Here is a 17,991-nt window from a genome sequence, read left to right on the forward strand (position 1 = left end):
GGTGAGGTCACGGGCGCTGCCCGGGCCAGCCGGCGCCCGGCGGCGGGGCGGTCGACGGGGTGGCCTGCTGGCGGGGAGCGACCGCCGGCAGCGGGATGGTGGACATCACCCGGTGCACGATGTGGTCGGCCGGCACGTCGTCGGCGAGCGCGTCGTAGCTGAGCACCAACCGGTGCCGCAGGATGTCCGGGGCGATGTCCTGCACGTCCTGCGGCAGGGCGTAGTCCCGCCCTCGCAGCAGCGCCAACGCGCGGGTGGCCCGGACCAGCCCGAGCGAGGCGCGCGGGCTGGCCCCGTACTGGATCAGCTGGGCGACGTCCGGCATGCCGTGTTCGGCCGGGGCGCGGGTGGCCAGCACCAGGCGCACCGCGTAGTCGACAAGCGCGTTGTGCACGAAGACCTGGTCGGCCTTGCGTTGCAGGGCGATCAGCTCGGGGGTGTCGAACACCGCCGTCGGCTCGGGCGCGGCCACGCCCATCCGGTAGACGATCTCGCGCTCCTCGGCGTCGGTCGGGTAGCCCACCACGATCTTCATGAGGAACCGGTCCCGCTGCGCCTCCGGCAGCGGGTAGACGCCCTCCTGCTCGATCGGGTTCTGGGTGGCCATCACCAGGAACGGGTCGGGCACCCGGTGGCTCTCCCCACCGATGGACACCTGCCGCTCACTCATCACCTCGAGCAGCGCCGACTGCACCTTGGCCGGCGCGCGGTTGATCTCGTCGGCGAGCAGGAAGTTGACGAAGACCGGGCCCAGCTCCACGTCGAACTTCTCGCTCGACTGCCGGTAGATCCGGGTGCCCATGATGTCGGCCGGTACGAGGTCCGGGGTGAACTGCACCCGGGCGAACGACCCGCCGACGACCTTGGCGAGGGTCTCCACGGCCAGGGTCTTGGCCACCCCGGGCACACCTTCGAGCAGGCAGTGACCGCGGGCGAGCAGCGCGACGAACATCCGCTCCACCATCCGGTCCTGCCCGACGATCACCCGTTTGATCTCGAACAGCGCCTTCTCCAGCAGGCTGGCGTCCTGCGCGGGAGTCGTCACCGGAGCGGGCTTCTCCGGGGCCGACGCCCCGTTCGGCGTCGGAGCGTCGGGCGTGGTCGGCTGGGCCACCGGTCCTCCACAGCGTTTGTTGGTCGTCGCGGCTGGTGCGGTATCAAGACTCGCACGCCTTCCTGAGTGTCGAGGTGGGGAGAAGCCGATTTCCGCCGCGCCGTCCTCGGCGGCCGAATCGCCCGTCACGGGTGGACACGGACCCGCCCGCCGCGTGTACGATTCACCCCGTCGCCGGGCGGCTCCCCCCGTGGCCGCCCGGCGCTCAAGCTCTCCGTCGCGCCGCCCTAGACTGGCCAGGATGAGCATCCCCTCCCCGGCCGATGAGCCCCTGGTCTGCTCGGCACGAGGGTGCCGCGTCGCCGCCGTCTGGGCCCTGGAGTGGAACAATCCGCGCCTGCACGACGCCGACCGCCGCAAGACCTGGCTCGCCTGCGCCGACCATCGCGGCAGTCTCGGCGACTTCCTGGACGCTCGCGGCTTCCTGCGTGCCGTCACCGCGGTGCCCTGATCGCCTACCCTCGACATGTGAGCGGCGACCCACCGGCTTCCCCCGGCCCCACCTTCCCGTCCCGGCCGTCCGCTCCGGGCGTCCCACCCGCCGTCGAGCCGCCGCCCGGCGCGTTCCCGGCACCCGGCACGCTCGGCCCGGAACCCGCCGCGCCCGACGTCCCGTCGCCCGCCCCGCTGCCACCGGGCGCGCTGCCGCCGCCCGGGCACCGGCCGGCTCCCACCGCCGATCACCGCGCGCCCGACCTGCCGGTGCCCGGCCTCCTGCCGCCCGGGCCGGTGGGGCGCGGGCCGCTGGAGCCCTGGCCGGACACGGTCCAGTGGCAGTCGATCTCCACGGACCTGATCTGGGTGGAGCTGATCCGGCTGGCGATCGTGGTGGCCATCGGGCTGGCGGTCACGGCGGTCGGCTGGGCGCTGAGCGGCCACTGGCTGTTCGGGCTCGCCCTCGCCGTCGTCGCGGTGCTCGGCCTGTGGCGTGCCGTGGCGATCGTCCGCGCCGTCCGGGCCTGGGGGTACGCCGAACGGGAGAACGACCTGCTGGTCCGGCACGGGCTGCTGGTCCGGCGGCTCTCCATCGTCCCGTACTCGCGGATGCAGTTCGTCGACGTCAGCGCCGGGCCGTTGGAACGCGCCTTCGACCTGGCCACCGTGCAGTTGCACACGGCGGCCGCGGCGAGCGACGCGCGGGTGCCGGGGCTACGCCCGGCGGAGGCGTCCCGGCTGCGCGACCGGCTCACCGCCCTCGGCGAGGACCGGGCGGAGGGTCTGTGACGCCCCGAGCCGGCCAGCGTCGGAGGCAGTCCCGATGAGCGACAACCCCGCCGAGCCGCCCGTCGCCGCGACGCCGCACGACACCGTTCCCCACTCCTGGCCGCCGCAGCCCGGCGTCGACACCGAGCCACGGCAGCGCCTGCACCCCCTGAGCCCGGTGCTGCACGGCGCCAAGTCGCTGGTCGTGGTGATCGCCGGGCTGTCCTGGTCGACGCTGTCCCGGGTCGGCTTCGGGTGGTTCGCCGCCATGGTGGCGGTGCTGGCGCTCGGCGCGACCGTGCTGTCGGTGATCAGTTGGTACAACACGGGCTACCACGTGGTGGGCCGTGAACTGCGGGTGCACGAGGGGCTGCTCTGGCGGCGTACGCGGGCGATCCCGCTGGAGCGTCTGCAGGCCGTGGAGGTGGTCCGGCCGCTGCTCGCCCAGCTCACCGGCCTGGCCGAGCTGCGGCTGGAGGTGGTCGGTGGGGGCAAGACCGAGGCGCCGCTGGCGTACCTCGGGGTGGCCGACGCGGCCCGGCTGCGCGAGCGGCTGCTGGCGCTGGCCGGCCGGGTGGCCCAGCCGTCCGCGCCGGACGCCGCGGTGCCCTCGACCACAGCGGGACCGGCCCCGGCGGTCGTGCCGGGTCGGCCCCTGCACGCGGTACGCAACCGGGACCTGCTGGTCAGTCAACTGCTCACGCCGCAGGCGTTCCTGCTCCCGTTCGGCGTGGCCTTCGTCGTCGTGCAGTTCCTCACCGCCGGGTCGTGGTCGTTCGTCGCGGTGGCCAGCACGGTGACCGCGATGGCGGGTGTGCTGCTGCAACCGATCCGCCGGGTCCTCGACGACTGGAACTTCCGGCTGGGCCGCGACGGCGCCACGCTGCGCGTACACAACGGCCTGTTGGAGACCCGGGCGCAGACCGTGCCGCTGGAGCGGGTGCAGACCGTGCGGGCCACCTGGCCGCTGCTCTGGCGGGTGAAGGGCTGGCTGCGGCTGCGGCTGGAGGTGGCCGGGTACTCGCTCGCGGAGGCCGACGACCGCAACCGGCCGGACCGGCTGCTGCCGGTGGGTGACCTGCCGACGGCGGCGACGATCGTGGCCGAGGTGCTGCCGGGCGTACGCCTCGACGCGCTTGCGCTGACCCCACCGCCGCCCCGCACCCGCTGGGTGCACCCACTGGGCCGGGGCGCGCTCGGCGCGGGCCTGTTCGAGCGGGTGTTCGCGACCCGTTCGGGGCTGCTCACCCGGCAGTTGGTGATCGTTCCGTACGCCCGGATCCAGAGCGTGCGGGTGGTGCAGGGGCCGGTGCAGCGCCGGTTGGGGCTGGCCACCGTCCACGCGGACACCGCCGGCGGGGCGGGTGCCGCCGCCGAGGACCGGGACGTGGCGGAGGCGTGGGCCCTGGCGGCCGAGCTGACCGCCCGCGCGCACGCCGCCCGCCTCCGTTGATCATGAAGTTACTGCCTCGACACGCCGTCGACGGTGGCAACAACCTCATGATCGACGGGGTCGGAGGGTGGGGGTGGCTGGTTCGCCCGCCGGGCGGTCCAGGCGCGCTCGGCCAGGCCGACCACCAGGAAGGTCATCCCCACGTACGCCCAGCCGACCAGCACGTCGATCACGTAGTGCTCACCCGAGTAGACCAGGGTGAAGGTCATCGCCAGCGGGTACGCGAGCAGCAGCGGCCACCAGCGGCGACGGGTGGTGGTCAGGAAGAACAGCACCACGAACAGCGCCCACGCGGTGTGCAGCGACGGCATCGCGGCGACCGGGTTCGAGGCGATCTGGCCGGCGTTGAGGACGTTGCCGGCGCCGTGCATGCCGAAGGCCTTCCAGCCCCGCGTGGAGATCCGGGCGACCTCGGTGAGCAGCCCGTTCTGTGCCGCCCACCACGGCGGGGCGGCCGGGTAGAGGAAGTAGGTCACCAGGCCGGCGGCGCAGAGGAAACCCCAGCGCCGCATGTACGCGGCCCAGCGGTGCCGGTCCCGCAGCCAGAGCACCGCGGCGGCGGTCAGCGCCACCACGAAGTGCGAGAAGTACACCCAGCTCGCCGCGACGTCCCACCAGTGCACCTGCGGGCGGTAGAGGTGCTCCTGCAACCAGACGGTGGGCACCTCCCCGCCGGTGGCCCAGCCGAACATGAACCGGTCGGCGACGATCAGCTCCATCGCGTGCGGGGTGGCGCCGTTGTCGGCGAACCCGCGCGAGAGGTTGTAGACGACGAACAGCAGCACCACCGGCACCCAGTCCCGGGCGAAGCGCAGGTGACTGCGCCACGGCCGGTCGCTGTTCCAGGCGATCGTCGCCGCCCAGATCCAGACGAAGGCGTACGCGGGGTCGGTGGGCAGCCCGATCGCCAGCCACGCAGCGACGAAGGCGACCGCCCAGATCGTCATGGCGACGACGCGCCGACGGCCCCCGTCGGGCGACGCGGGCGGGTCGGTCCGGGCGGGGGGCTGGGGGTCTGTCACGACGGCCATCGCGGTCAAGGTTAACGACGGGTACGGCATCGACCGACGGGGACCACCCGTCGGTCGTTCCGGGCGGGTCCGCCCGGATCACCGGGCGCGTGCTCGGCGGCCCCGACGAGCACCTAGGCTGACGACCATGCAGGAGCAGCCCGAGCCGGCCTTCGCGCCGGGTCTGACCGCCCAGGTCGAGTTGACCGTCAGTGACGCGGACACCGCCCAGGCGGTCGGTTCCGGGGACGTACCGGTGCTTGGCACTCCCCGGGTGCTGGCTCTGGTCGAGGCGGCCACCGTCGCGGCGACGGCGATCGGCATGCCCTCCGGGTCGACCACGGTGGGCACCCGCGTCGAGCTGGAACACCTGGCGCCCACGGTCGTCGGCCGGACGGTCCGGGCGCAGGCGCTGCTGGCGACCGTCGACGGCCGCCGGCTGTCGTTCGAGGTCACCGTCAGCGACGGCGATCAGACGGTCGCCCGGGGCCGGGTGGACCGGATCCTGGTGGACCGGCAACGCTTCGTCGAGCGCGCCGGACGTTCCTCGTGACCGCCGGGTTCGTCGAGGTCGCCGACCGGGTGTACGTGCGGCGCGAACCGCTGCTGCGGGTCAACGTCACGCTCGTCGTCGGGGCCGACGAGGCGCTGCTGGTGGACACGCTGTCCTCCGCCGCCCAGGCCGCCGAGCTGCGCGACGCCGTCCGTGCGGTCACCGATCGTCCGCTGACCGTGGTGAACACCCACCACCACTACGACCACTGCTTCGGCAACGCCGTCCTGGCCGGCGACCCACCCCGACCGGTGTACGCGCACGCCCTCGCCGCCGCGGCCCTGCGGGAGCAGCCGGAGCGGCTGCGCCGGGAGGCGTACGAGGAGCTGCGTCACGACCACCCGGCGCTCGCCGCCGAGCTGGCCGCCACCCCACTGCTCGCCCCGACGCACACCGTGCACACCGAGGCGGAGATCGATCTGGGTGGCCGGCCGGTGCTGCTGCGCCACCCGGGTCACGGGCACACCGACGCCGACCTGGTGGTGCACGTGCCCGACGCGGACGTGCTGGTCGCCGGGGACCTGGTGGAGCAGAGCGGGCCGCCCGCCTTCGAGGACTCGTACCCCCTGCAGTGGCCAGACGCCGTCGCGGACCTGCTGCGGCTGACCACCGCGGGTACGGTGGTCGTGCCGGGCCACGGCGACCCGGTGGATGTCGATTTCGTCCGCGCCCAGCACGCCGAGCTGGTGCGGTTGGCCTGGCTGATCCGGGCCGCGCACACCGGCAGCGCGCCGCCCGAGCGGGTGGCCGCCGAGGCCCCCTTCGGCGCCCGCGCCGCCCTGGTCGCCGCCAACCGCGGCTACCTGGAACTGGACGGCACCGCCTAGGTCCCGAAGCGCCGGTCGACGTCGGCGCGGGTGGGCATGGCGGTGGCGCCGCCCGGGGATTCGCAGACCAGGCCGGCCACCCGCAGCGCGAACGCGACACGCGCGATCCAGCCCTGCGGGTCGGTCGGTTCGCCGTCGACGAGCAGGTCGGCGATCAACGCGGCCATCACCGAGTCACCCGCGCCGGTGGCGTCGATCGCGTCGACCTTGGGCGCCCGCACGAGGACCGGGTCGGCGTCGGCGGCGGCGAGCACCGCGCCGGTCGCCCCTAGCGTCACCACCACCGTGGCGGCGCCCAACTCACGCAGGTACGCGGCCACCCCCTCGGCCGGCTCGCCCGGGTAGAGCAGTTGCGCGTCGGCGCCGCTCAACTTCACCACGTGCGCTCCGGCGGCGAATTCGGCCACCACCTCGCGCAGCCCGGCCAGCGCGGCCGGCCCGTCCAGCAGCCGGGGCCGTACGTTCGGGTCGAAGACCCGCAGGCCGGTGGCGAGTGACCAGGCACGGCGGGCGGCGGCCAGGGTGGAGGGTCGCAGCAGCACCACCGAGCCGCAGTAGAGCACGTCGGCGCCCTCCATCAGCGCCAGGTCCAGGTCGTCGGGGCCGAGCAGGCTGTAGGAGGGCGGCTCGCCGTAGAAGCGGAAGTCGGGTTCCGGGCCGGCGAGGGTGACCACGGCCAGCGAGGTGGACGCCGGCGCCGTCACCGCGCCGGCCAGCCCGACGTCGGCGGCGGCCAGGAACGCGCGGATCCGGCCGGCCAGCACGTCGTCGCCCAGCGAGCCGACGAACTGTGCCGCGCCGCCGAGTCGGGCCACCCCGACGGCGACGTTGAGCGGGCCGCCACCGATGGCCTGCCGGTACACCCGTTCGCCGTAGCACTCGCTGTCGATCAGGTCGACGAGCGCCTCGCCGAGCACCACCGCGTATCCCATGCCGCTCCCTCCGTTCGTCGCGGGCCGCCACCGGGCCGCCGCACCAGGCTGGCACAGAGGGCGGCCCGGCGGGCGTGGAAGGCGACGCAAGGCCGCGCTACGCCGGCTCGTGGATCGGCCCGGCGAGCGCCGTCAACGGCCGGCCGGACCCGCCCCACCGGGCCGCGACGATCTGCGCGGCCACGCTCACCGCGGTCTCCTCGGGGGTACGACCACCGAGGTCCAGCCCGATCGGGGAGGCGAGCCGGGCGAGCTGGGCGGTGCTGAGTCCCGCCTCGCGCAGCAGCTTGTGCCGCTCGTCGTGGGTGCGTCGCGAGCCCATCGCCCCGACGTACGCGAGCCGGTGGCGCAGCGCCAGCTCCAGCAGCGGCACGTCGAACCTCGGGTCGTGGGTGAGCACGCAGACCGCCGTGCGTCCGTCGACCCGCCCGGCGTCCAGCTCGGTACGCAGGTAGCGGTGCGGCCACCGCGCCACGACCTCGTGCGCCTCGGGGAACCGCCGTGCGGTGGCGAAGACCGGCCGGGCGTCGCAGACGGTGACCCGGTAGCCGAGGAACGCGCCGATCCGGGCCACGGCGGCGGCGAAGTCGATCGCCCCGAAGACGATCATCCGAGGTGGTGTGGCGTACACGGTCACGAAGAGGCTGAGGCCGAGGCCTCGGCGTTGCCCGTGGTAGCCGTACCGGAGCAGGCCACTGTGTCCGGCGGCGAGCAGCCCGCGGGCGTCGGTGGTGGCGGCGTCGTCGAGCCGGTCGTCGCCGAGCGACCCGGTGACCTGGTCGGCGGTCAGTGCCAGCCGCCGGCCGAGACGCCGGGCCGGATCGGCCGGGGCCGCGCCCTCGCCGGCGTCGGCCGCCACGCAGGTGATCACCGCCGCCGGCTGTCCGGCGCGGCGGGCGGCATCGACCGTCTCCAGCTCGGCGCGGTGGCCGGGATCGATCCGTTCCACGAACACGTCGAGCACGCCACCGCAGGTCAGCCCCACGGCGTACGCGTCGTCGTCGCTGACTCCGTAGCGGGTCATTTCGGGTGCGCCGGTGTCGAGGACGCGGCGGGCCCGTTCGTACAGGTCGGCCTCGACGCAGCCGCCGGAGACGCTGCCGGTGACCGTGCCGTCGGCGGCGACCAGCATGGCGGCGCCGGGTGGTTGTGGCGCGGAGCGCCAGGTGGCGACGACGGTGGCCAGGGCGACCGGCTCGCCCGCGCGGCAGCGGCGGTGCATCTCGTCGAACACGTCCGGCACGCGCCACCTCCCCGCCGCCATTCTTCCTTTTTGGCAGGATATGTCGCGGCCCGTGGCGCTGCGGGCGGTCCGACACATCGAGGACCGGCTATTGCGTGCCGGCCGGGCGGCATGGTGGGATGGCGCGTACCGGGCGGTGCGAGGGCTGCCGCGCCGCCGGTTGCCGGGTTGTTCGACGCGAGGGCGCCGGTCCGTGACAGGACCACTGATGGCGCGCGTCCATTGGCCGCTTCCGGCCAGGCACGTCGCCGTGATCGCCACATCCCACCCGATTGGGCGGGGCGGCTCGGGCGGCACGCCTCGCGAGTCAGGAGATCCCGTGAACCGTTCCCGTACGGCCGCACTGCTCACCGCGGCCCTTACTCTCGCCCTGGGCGCCGTCGCCCTGGCGTCGAGCCCACAGCCGGCCGCCGCGCACGGCGCCGCGATGACCCCGGGCAGCCGCACCTACCTGTGCTGGCAGGACGGCCTGAGCCAGACCGGCGAGATCCGGCCCACCAACCCCGCGTGTTCCGCCGCGGTGGCGCAGAGCGGGGCGAACTCGCTCTACAACTGGTTCAGCGTGCTGCGCTCGGACGCCGGCGGTCGCACCACCGGCTTCATCCCGGACGGGCAGCTGTGCAGCGGCGGCAACTCCGGCTACCGCGGCTACGACCTGCCCCGCACCGACTGGCCGCTGACCCACCTGACCTCGGGTGCGCGGCTGGACTTCCGGTACAGCAACTGGGCGCACCACCCGGGCACCTTCTACTTCTACGTGACGAAGAACAGCTGGAGCCCGACCCGGGCGCTGGCCTGGAGTGACCTGGAGGAGCAGCCGTTCCTCACGGTGACCAACCCGCCGCAGCGCGGCTCGGTCGGCACCAACGACGGGCACTACTACTTCAGCGGCAACCTGCCGTCGGGCAAGAGCGGCCAGCACATCATCTACTCCCGCTGGGTCCGCTCGGACTCGCAGGAGAACTTCTTCGGCTGCTCCGACGTGGTGTTCGACGGCGGCAACGGCCAGGTGACAGGCATCAAGGGTGGCACGACGTCGCCGACCCCGACGCCGACCACCCCGACGCCCACGCCGACCACGCCGACGCCCGGGCCGACCGACCCGCCGCCGACCACCACCACCCCGCCGCCCGCCGGCGGGGACTGCATGGCGGTCTACAAGGTGGTCAGCGCCTGGCAGGGCGGATTCCAGGGCGAGGTCACGATCATGAACCACGGCAGTACGCCGTTCAACGGCTGGACCGCGAGCTGGACCTGGCCCAACGGGCAGTCGATCAGTCAGATCTGGGGTGCGACCCAGGCGTCGTCCGGTTCATCGGTGACAGCCACCAACGTCGCCTACAACGGCACGGTCGCGCCGGAAGGCACCACGACGTTCGGCTTCCTGGCAAGCGCGTCAGGAACGAACGGACTCCCCACGGTCACCTGCGCCCGTCGCTGACCGGATCTCCCCTAGTTGATCAAGAGGTTTGCGTCATCCGGAACCACGTCGGTGACGCAAACCTCTTGATCGACAGGTCAGCGGACCATGCTCCCGACGACCGGCTTCGTGAGCAGTGCGGACTGGTTGCGCTGGATGCCCGGGTCGAGGGTCTTCGCCACGAAGATGGCGTGCCAGATGCAGAAGATCAGCACCGTCCACACCTTGCGGGAGTGGTCGGCCTCCTCCCGCTTGTGCTCGTCGAGCAGCCGCAGCGCGTACGACAGGTCGAGCAGGTCACCGGCCCCCGAGGTGCTCAGCACGTGCCGGGCCCACTCGTACATCTCGCCGCGCAGCCAGACCCGGGTGGGGGTCGGGAAGCCCAACTTCTTGCGGTTCACGATGGCCGGCGGGACGACACCCTGCAACGCCTGACGCATCGCGTACTTGGTGGCGTCCGAGCGCGGCGGCAGCTTCAGGTCCACCGGGATCTTCGCCGCGACGTCGAACACCTCGCGGTCGAGGAACGGCACCCGCACCTCCAGCGAGTGCGACATCGAGATCCGGTCGGCCTTGACCAGGATGTCGCCGCGCAGCCAGGTGTAGAGGTCGACGTACTGCATCTTGGTGACGTCGTCCAGCTCGGTGCACTCGGCGTAGATCGGGGCGGTGACGTCTGTGTAGCGCACCGAGGGGTCGTAGCGGCGCAGCAGGTGCTGCTTCTCCTCCTCGGTGAACATCCGGGCGTTGCCGTAGTAGCGCTCCTCGATCGGGGTGGTGCCGCGCTCCAGGAAGCTCTTGCCCTTGACCCCCTGCGGGATCGCCTTGGAGACCGCCCGCAGGCCCTTCTGCACGCCGCCGGGCAGGCCGTTGACGGTGCCGAGCGACAGCGGCTCCCGGTAGATCGTGTAGCCGCCGAAGAACTCGTCGGCCCCCTCGCCGGAGAGCACCACCGTGACGTGCTCGGCGGCCTTCTTCGCCACGAAGTAGAGCGGTACCAGCGCCGGGTCGGCCACCGGGTCGTCGAGGTGCCAGACGATCTTCGGCAGCGCGTCGATCATGTCCTGCGGACCGATCTTGGTGGGAATGGTGGTGACGTCCAGGTGCCGGGCCGACTCCTGCGCGACGTCGATCTCCGAATATCCCGGCACGTCGTAGCCGACGGTGAAGGTGAGGATGTTCGGGTTGAACTCGCGGGCCAGCGCGACGACCGCGGTCGAGTCGATGCCGCTGGACAGGAACGACCCGACCGGCACGTCGGAGCGCATGTGCATGCGTACGCTCTCGCGCAGCGTCTCCCGGATCTCGTGGTAGAGCCTCTGCTCGTCGTCGACCGGCGCCGGCCGGAACACCGGCCGATACCACCGGCGTACGTCGATCCGCCCGCCCGGCGTCCAGGTCAGGTACTCCCCCGAGCCGATCCGGCTGATGCCCTTGTGCAGCGTGCCGGGCTCCGGCACGTACTGAAGGGTCAGGTAGTGGCTCAGGTTGGCCGCGTCGACACCCGCGTCGCCCTGGTAGTTGCTGTGCGCGAACGGCAGCAGCGCCTTCTTCTCCGAGGCCAGGTAGAGGCCGTCGGCGGTCTCCAGGTAGTGCAGCGGCTTGATGCCGAAGTAGTCGCGGGCGCCGAACGCGCGGCGTTCCTGCCGGTCCCAGATGACGAAGGCGAACATGCCACGCAGGCGGGTGAGCACCTGCTCGCCCCAGAAGTGGTAACCCGCGACGATCACCTCACCGTCACCGGCCGTCGCGAACTGCGCGCCGAAGTTCCGGACGAGCTCGTCCCGCAGCTCGATGTAGTTGTAGATCTCACCGTTGAAGGTCAGCAGGTAACGGCCGTTCGCGTAGGGCAGCGGCTCGTGACTCGACGCGACGTCGATGATGGCGAGCCGCTTGTGGGCGAACACGCCGTCCGCGTACCGGCCGGAGGCGTCGCCGACCACCTCGACCCCTGTCTCGTCGGGGCCGCGGTGGTGCAGGCATTCCAATGCTCCGGCGATGTGGTCGCGGTGCGCGGCGGCGTTGCCGTTCGCGCTGAAGAAGGCCAGGAGTCCGCACATGGTGGTCATCTTTCCACGCGGTCCGTCGGCCCGTCGCAGCCGTCCGTCGATCCGGAGCGCTCCCGGCCGCCACCAACACGAACCGGGCACGCGGTACCGTCGGGACCAGCAACGACGCGGAGGGAGCGGCGCAATGACCGAGGAACGCACCGACGGTACGCCGACAGACGGCACGGAATCGCACGATCCGGACTTCCCGGAGGCGTTCCTGTCCTTCATGCGGCAGGGCTGGCGGGACACCGAACTCCCGGTCACACCCCGTCCCGAGGCGCCCAACTACGCCAAGCGCCGCGCCGCGCTCTCGGCGGCCTTCCCCGGCGAGACACTTGTCATCCCGACCGGCGGCGAGAAGGTCCGCGCCAACGACACCACCTACCCGTTCCGGCCGGGCAGCGACTTCGCCTACCTGACCGGCGACCACGACCCGGACAGCGTGCTGGTGCTGCGCCCGAACGGCTCGGGGCACGACGCAACGCTGTACATGCGGCCCCGCTCCTCGCGGGAGACCGACGAGTTCTTCCGCAGCCGGCACGGCGAGCTGTGGGTCGGCCGGCGACACACCATCGGCGAGAAGTCCACCGAGCTGGGGCTTCCCACCGCCGACCTGACCGGCCTGGAGGCGGCGCTGGCCGACCTGGCACCGGGGCGTACCCGGGTGCTGCGCGGCTTCGACGCCCAGGTCGACGCTGCCGTCCGCCCGTACGACGGGGTCCGCGCCGAGGGGCAGCCGCCCCGTGACCGGGAGCTGGCGATCGCCATCTCGGAGCAGAAGCTGGTCAAGGACGAGTGGGAGATCGGCCAACTCCAGGACGCGATCGACGCCACCGTACGCGGCTTCGAGGACGTGGCCCGGATCCTGCCGGCCGACCGGGCGGTCTCCGAGCGGCTGCTGGAGGGGGTCTTCGCCCTGCGCGCCCGGCACGACGGCAACGACGTCGGGTACGGCTCGATCGTCGGCGCCGGCGAGCACGCCACGATCCTGCACTGGGTGCACAACCACGGCACCACCCGTCCGGGTGACCTGCTGCTGATGGACATGGGCGTCGAGGGGCGCAACCTCTACACCGCCGACGTGACCCGGGTGCTGCCGGTCAACGGCCGGTTCACCGCCCTGCAGCGCCAGGTCTACGACATCGTGTACGCCTCGCAGCAGGCCGGCATCGACGCCATCCGGCCCGGTGTCAAGTTCAAGGACGTCCACCTGACCTGCATGCGGGTGCTCGCCGAGGGCCTGTCCGACCTGGGTCTGCTCCCAGTAGGCGTGGACGAGGCCATGGACGAGAAGTCCTCGGTCTACCGGCGCTGGACGCTGCACGGCTTCGGTCACATGCTCGGCATCGACGTGCACGACTGCTCGAACGCCCGCAAGGAGACGTACCGCGACGGCGCCCTGGGCGAGGGCTACGTGCTCACCGTCGAGCCGGGTCTGTACTTCCAGCCCGAGGACGAGCTGGTCCCCGCAGAGCTGCGCGGCATCGGCATCCGCATCGAGGACGACGTGCTGGTCACCGCGACGGGTGCGGTGAACCTCTCGGCCGGGCTGCCGCGCACCGCCGACGAGGTGGAGACCTGGCTGGCCGAGCAGCGCGAGGCCGGCCTCCGCCTGCCCGGCTGACCCAGGCCCCGCCCCTCCCCCGGCCTCAACCCCGGCCCGAGCCCGAGCCCCGGAGGTCGCCGCCTCGACGTCGGCCTGGGCCAGTGCCCGCAGGTTGCCCGAGCCCTGGGCCTGGACCTGCGTCCAGGTCCAGGGCCTGGGTCTGGATCTGGACCTGGACTCGGGCCGGCGGGTGCGGGACCACCGGCCATGGGCCGGCGCGTTGATCCACTCCAGATCACCGACGTTGCGGTATCCAGCCGCCGGGATACAGCGCTATCGGCGCAATGGAGTGGATCACGCCCACCGCCGGGCAAGATCCACTCGACTTCCGTGATGTCGGGGTTTCCGGCCCGCTCGGAAGGCGCGCTTTCCAGGAACCCGAGTCGATCACTCCCGGCGGCGACACCGAGCGCCCACGCCGAATGGCGAGGAGCACGGCGTTGGCGTTTGGGCTGCTCACGCCCCTTCCTGTCGCGCCGGACGGTTACCGGGGCCCCTGCCCTAACCTGAGGCATATGCGGGGTTTTCTCGGATACGTCCGCCTCGCGAAGATAGTTCTCATACGGTGGGCATCAGTGGCTGCAACCGATTTGTGGCTGGTCGTGGCGCTGCGGGCGGTGCGACCCCGTCTGGTAGTAGGAAGGGCGGAAGGCTCTGATGTCCAACGACGTAACGAGTACCGACGGCGGGGCCTCGACGGCTCCGCCGACACGACGACGACGGGCCCTGTGGGTTGCCGGCGTCGCCGGCCTGACCGGGGTGGTCGGCCTGGCCGCCCTCGGTGGCTTGGCCGCACGGGACGACAAACCCACCTCCGATCGGGTGTCCGACGCCCAGCCGTCGACCAACCGGCAGAACGCCAGCGACGCCGGCGGGAACGCCGACGGCGGTAAGGAGAACGGCGGAAAGGAGAACGGCGGCAACGACGACGAGTGGAGCGGCGGCGACTGGGGTAGCTACGACGACCGCGCCGGCAAGGACGACAAGCGGGACGAGAAGGACCGCACCAAGCAGGTGCCCTGCGACTCGGACAAGCTGATCCAGGCGATCACCTTCGCCAACAGCGGCGACGGCGGTGTGCTGGAGCTGGCCAAGGGCTGCACGTACACCCTGACCCGCAACCAGGACGGCAACGGCCTCCCGGTGATCACCGAGCCCATCACTCTCAAGGGCGAGCACACGACCATTGGTCGTGAGGCCACCGCCGACTACTTCCGCATCCTGAACGTCGGCCCGGGCGGGCAACTCACCCTCAAGGGCCTGAGCATCAAGGGTGGGCAGACCATCCGGAAGGCAATGACCGTGGAGACCGTGGAGCCGGCGACGGTCTGGGGGCCGTACTCGACCTCGGTCCGGACCACCGCGGCGACGGCCAAGCCGGCGGCCACCACCGCTGCGGGCGTCGCGGCCCAGCCGGCAACGGCCACGGCAGCGAAGCCGGCGGCGACCACCGAGTCGGCCACCGCAGCGGCAGCCGAGCCGGCAACGACCAAGCAGCCAGCGGCCGAGGCTGCGGCGGCCAAGGCTGCGGCGGCCAAGGCTGAAGCGGTCAAGGCAAGCAAGGCGGCGGAGCCGACGGCACCGACCGACACGGCAGCGGCAGCCACGCCGGCAGCCGCCGCCAAGCCGGCAGCGGAAGCCAAGCCGGCAGCGGCTACGGCGAAGCCAGTAACTTCAGCGGCCGAGCAGGCAGCGGCAACGGCCCAGGCCCCGACGGCGGCGACGACCGGAGCTCCGGTTGTGCCACTGGTGGAGGAGCCCGGGTTCAACGACGGTGCCGGGGTGCTCGTACAGCCTGGGGGCCGGACGGAGATCCTGGACAGTGAACTGCTCTACAACCAGTCCGGCGGCAACGGCGGCGGGTTGGCGAACTTCGGCAGCGCCAGGCTCAGCAAGAGCACCGTCGCGCACAACACCGCCTTCTTCTACGGCGGGGGCATCTTCAACGCCGGCGTGCTCCAGGTCGACGAGTCGAAGATCACGGACAACACCGGGATCATCGGCGGCGGCGGCATCTCCAACGGTGCGGCGCGGATCTTCACCAAGGATGTCGACGGCGGCGCGGTCTGGGTCTACAAGAGCGAGATCACCGACAACGAGACGCTCGGCTTCGGCGGCGGCGTCCTGGACGTCGAGGGCACCACGACGTTGCACGACACGAAGGTCACCGACAACACGGCGGTCCTCGCGGGTGGCGGCGTGGCCGTGGCCGACAGCCAGCTCACCCTCAAGCAGGCCACGGTGGCGAGGAACAGCACCGCCGGTGTGGGTGGCGGTGTGGCGGTCGCCTTCGACAGCACCGCGACGATCGAGGACACCGCGATCAAGGACAACACCGCCGGTTTCTTCGGCGCCGGCCTCTACAACGAGGACAGCGTCACCACGCTGCGCGACAGCGAGGTGGTGGGCAACCGGGCCATCGGGCCGCTCGGCAGCGGCGGCGGCATCTACAACACGGACGGCGGCGAGATCAGCCTCCACCGGACGACGGTGACGCACAACTTCGCCACCCGGCCGCCCGGCGGGATCTCCAACGGCCTCGGCAGCTTCGTGCGGCTGGACGACGAGTCCACGGTGTCTGCCAACCGCCCCACCAACTGCCTGAACGTTCCCGGTTGCTTCTGACCGGAACGGGTGGCTGATCCACATAGAGGGCGCGCCCCTCCGAGCCGGTCTTCGGCGCGGAGGGGCGTACCCATTTGGGCTGCTCACGGCCCTGCGCCCGGCTTGGGGGGCGCGTCCTGAACCAGGGCTTCCCGACCCCTCCAGACCCGCTACGAACCGAATGTGGGGTTCTTTCGGATAAGCCCGCGAGGCGAGGAACATTCTCATAAGTTGTTTTTGGGAGCTACAACCGATTTGTAGCAGGGGACGTCCGCCTGAGGGCGGCGACCCTGTCTGGTACGAGGAGAGGGCAGAGAGCTCCGATGTCCAACTACCTAACGAACAACGAAGCCTCCGGGCGGGCGGCGGCCAAGCGTCGTCGCAAGCTCTGGCTCGCCAGCGGCGTGGCCGGTTTGACGGGCGTGGTCAGTCTCGCGGCGGTGGGCGTCGCGGGCAGCGCCGGTGCGGGCGGCCTGAACTGGACCACCGCGCAGGTGAGCAAGGACGGCGACCAGCGCGGCGACGAGGGCCGCGACTGGGACAAGGACAAGGACAAGGACCGGGACAAGGACCGGGACAAGGACCACGAGCGCGGGAAGGAGGTGCCCTGCGACACCGACAAGCTGATCCAGGCGATCGTGTTCGCCAACAACAAGCACGGCGGTGTGCTGGAGCTGGCCAAGGGCTGCACCTACAACCTGACCCGCAACGACTACCAGGGCAACGGGCTCCCGGTGATCACCGAGAACATCACCCTCAAGGGTGAGCACACGACGATCGCCCGGGAAGCCACGGCGGACTACTTCCGGATCCTCAACGTCGGCAGCGGTGGGCACCTCACCATCAAGGGCCTGACCATCAAGGGTGGCCAGACCCTCGAACGGTACGACGCCGTCGAGCCGGCGGCCGTCTGGGCGTCCTACTCAGACTCCGAGGCGATCGCCGCGCAGGTGAAGGCGGGCGTTCCGCTGGACCAGGCGCTCAGCGCCCGGCAGGCGAACCCGAAGGCGGGCCTCAAGGCCGCGCCCAAGGTGACGCCGAAGGCCGCGACGAAGGCGGCGCCGGGCGTCGTCACGCCGCTGGTTGAGGAGCCGGACGACAACGACGGTGCCGGCATCCTGGTCCAGCCGGGCGGCGCCGCCGAGATCATCGAGTCCGAGGTCGTCCTGAACCAGTCCGGCGGCAACGGCGGTGGCGTGGCCAACTTCGGCACCACGAAGATCTGGCACAGCACCGTCACCCGTAACACCGCCTTCTTCTTCGGTGGCGGTGTCTTCAACGCCGGCCTGCTCAAGGTCGAGGAGTCGAAGATCACCGACAACACGGCCATCATCGGTGGTGGAGGTATCTCCAACGGCGCCGCCCGGATCTTCAAGGACGACGTCGACGGCGGGACCGTCGAGCTCAAGAAGGCCGAGATCACCGACAACGAGACCCTGGGCTTCGGCGGCGGCTACCTCGACATCGAGGGCAACACCACGGCGTACGAGACCAAGTTCGTCTCGAACACCGCGGTCCTCGCCGGCGGCGGTCTGGCGGCGGCGGACAGCCAGCTGAACCTGCACCACGTCACTGTCGAGAAGAACAGCACCGCCGGTGTCGGTGGCGGTGTGGCCATCGCCTTCGACAGCGCGGTCACGTTCGAGAAGAGCAGCATCAAGGACAACACCGCCGGGTTCTTCGGCGGCGGGCTCTTCAACGCCTTCAGCGTCACCACGCTGCGCGACAGCGAGGTCATCGGCAACCGGGCCATCGGCCCGATCGGGGTCGGCGGCGGCATCTTCAACATCTTCGGCGAGGTCAACCTGTCGAAGACGAAGGTCGCCCACAACTTCTCCACCTTCGCTCCGGGCGGTGTCTTCAGCTTCTTCGGCTACGTGAACGTGGACGACAAGTCGGCGATCACCGCGAACCGTCCGACGAACTGCCTGGCCATCCCGGGCGGCACCATCGAGAACTGCTTCGCCTGATCACT

At 71.7% G+C, this 17,991-nt stretch carries 14 protein-coding genes; 9 read left to right on the top strand and 5 right to left on the bottom strand.

Features of this window, described 5'->3' with window-relative positions; translation table 11 throughout:
• Nucleotides 1-7: 7 nt before the first annotated feature.
• Nucleotides 8-1,114 (bottom strand): AAA family ATPase, encoded by a 1,107-nt coding sequence (locus FHG89_RS08470; RefSeq protein WP_139583809.1) that lies wholly within the window; start codon nucleotides 1,112-1,114, stop codon nucleotides 8-10.
• A gap of 241 nt (nucleotides 1,115-1,355) precedes the next feature.
• On the opposite strand from FHG89_RS08470, the gene FHG89_RS08475 reads away from it, so the two are divergent.
• The 3 genes from FHG89_RS08475 (at nucleotide 1,356) to FHG89_RS08485 (ending at nucleotide 3,770) form a co-directional block, all read left to right on the top strand.
• Nucleotides 1,356-1,565 (top strand): hypothetical protein, encoded by a 210-nt coding sequence (locus FHG89_RS08475; RefSeq protein WP_139583810.1) that lies wholly within the window; start codon nucleotides 1,356-1,358, stop codon nucleotides 1,563-1,565.
• Between the two features lie 191 nt (nucleotides 1,566-1,756).
• On the top strand, nucleotides 1,757-2,338 hold the full coding sequence (locus FHG89_RS08480) for a PH domain-containing protein (RefSeq protein WP_425280160.1): 582 nt from the start codon (nucleotides 1,757-1,759) through the stop codon (nucleotides 2,336-2,338).
• A 34-nt stretch (nucleotides 2,339-2,372) separates the two neighbouring features.
• On the top strand, nucleotides 2,373-3,770 hold the full coding sequence (locus tag FHG89_RS08485) for a PH domain-containing protein (RefSeq protein WP_139583811.1): 1,398 nt from the start codon (nucleotides 2,373-2,375) through the stop codon (nucleotides 3,768-3,770).
• 8 nt (nucleotides 3,771-3,778) lie between these two features.
• On the opposite strand, the gene FHG89_RS08490 is transcribed toward FHG89_RS08485, so the two are convergent.
• Nucleotides 3,779-4,801 (bottom strand): phosphatase PAP2 family protein, encoded by a 1,023-nt coding sequence (locus FHG89_RS08490; protein ID WP_244295268.1) that lies wholly within the window; start codon nucleotides 4,799-4,801, stop codon nucleotides 3,779-3,781.
• Between the two features lie 127 nt (nucleotides 4,802-4,928).
• On the opposite strand from FHG89_RS08490, the gene FHG89_RS08495 reads away from it, so the two are divergent.
• A complete protein-coding gene (locus FHG89_RS08495) occupies nucleotides 4,929-5,333 on the top strand; it encodes a thioesterase family protein (RefSeq protein WP_139583813.1) in 405 nt (134 codons plus the stop codon).
• A complete protein-coding gene (locus FHG89_RS08500) occupies nucleotides 5,330-6,160 on the top strand; it encodes an MBL fold metallo-hydrolase (protein ID WP_139583814.1) in 831 nt (276 codons plus the stop codon). Before FHG89_RS08495 ends, FHG89_RS08500 begins: the two co-directional genes overlap by 4 nt.
• On the opposite strand, the gene FHG89_RS08505 is transcribed toward FHG89_RS08500, so the two are convergent.
• On the bottom strand, nucleotides 6,157-7,092 hold the full coding sequence (locus tag FHG89_RS08505; RefSeq protein WP_139583815.1) for a PfkB family carbohydrate kinase: 936 nt from the start codon (nucleotides 7,090-7,092) through the stop codon (nucleotides 6,157-6,159). The genes FHG89_RS08500 and FHG89_RS08505 overlap by 4 nt on opposite strands.
• 97 nt (nucleotides 7,093-7,189) lie before the next feature.
• A complete protein-coding gene (locus FHG89_RS08510; protein WP_139583816.1) occupies nucleotides 7,190-8,335 on the bottom strand; it encodes an XdhC family protein in 1,146 nt (381 codons plus the stop codon).
• Nucleotides 8,336-8,654: 319 nt separating this feature from the next.
• Here FHG89_RS08510 and FHG89_RS08515 point away from each other — a divergent pair, with 319 nt between their 5' ends.
• Nucleotides 8,655-9,776, top strand: coding sequence for a lytic polysaccharide monooxygenase (locus FHG89_RS08515; protein ID WP_244295270.1), 1,122 nt, complete (start codon nucleotides 8,655-8,657; stop codon nucleotides 9,774-9,776).
• A gap of 77 nt (nucleotides 9,777-9,853) precedes the next feature.
• On the opposite strand, the gene asnB is transcribed toward FHG89_RS08515, so the two are convergent.
• The gene (gene asnB / locus FHG89_RS08520) at nucleotides 9,854-11,815 is read right to left on the bottom strand and encodes an asparagine synthase (glutamine-hydrolyzing) (RefSeq protein WP_139583818.1); all 1,962 of its coding nucleotides are present in this window, start codon (nucleotides 11,813-11,815) and stop codon (nucleotides 9,854-9,856) included.
• Between the two features lie 133 nt (nucleotides 11,816-11,948).
• On the opposite strand from asnB, the gene FHG89_RS08525 reads away from it, so the two are divergent.
• The 3 genes from FHG89_RS08525 (at nucleotide 11,949) to FHG89_RS08535 (ending at nucleotide 17,986) form a co-directional block, all read left to right on the top strand.
• Nucleotides 11,949-13,430: an aminopeptidase P family protein gene (locus FHG89_RS08525; protein WP_139583819.1), complete on the top strand. Its 1,482-nt coding sequence runs from the start codon at nucleotides 11,949-11,951 to the stop codon at nucleotides 13,428-13,430.
• A 639-nt stretch (nucleotides 13,431-14,069) separates the two neighbouring features.
• Nucleotides 14,070-16,037 (top strand): hypothetical protein, encoded by a 1,968-nt coding sequence (locus FHG89_RS08530; RefSeq protein ID WP_139583820.1) that lies wholly within the window; start codon nucleotides 14,070-14,072, stop codon nucleotides 16,035-16,037.
• Nucleotides 16,038-16,339: 302 nt separating this feature from the next.
• Entirely contained in the window at nucleotides 16,340-17,986 is a 1,647-nt protein-coding gene (locus FHG89_RS08535) for a hypothetical protein (protein WP_139583821.1), read from the top strand.
• The last annotated feature ends 5 nt before the right edge of the window (nucleotides 17,987-17,991 follow it).

Source organism: Micromonospora orduensis (assembly GCF_006228125.1).
In the GTDB taxonomy this organism is placed as follows: domain Bacteria; phylum Actinomycetota; class Actinomycetes; order Mycobacteriales; family Micromonosporaceae; genus Micromonospora; species Micromonospora orduensis.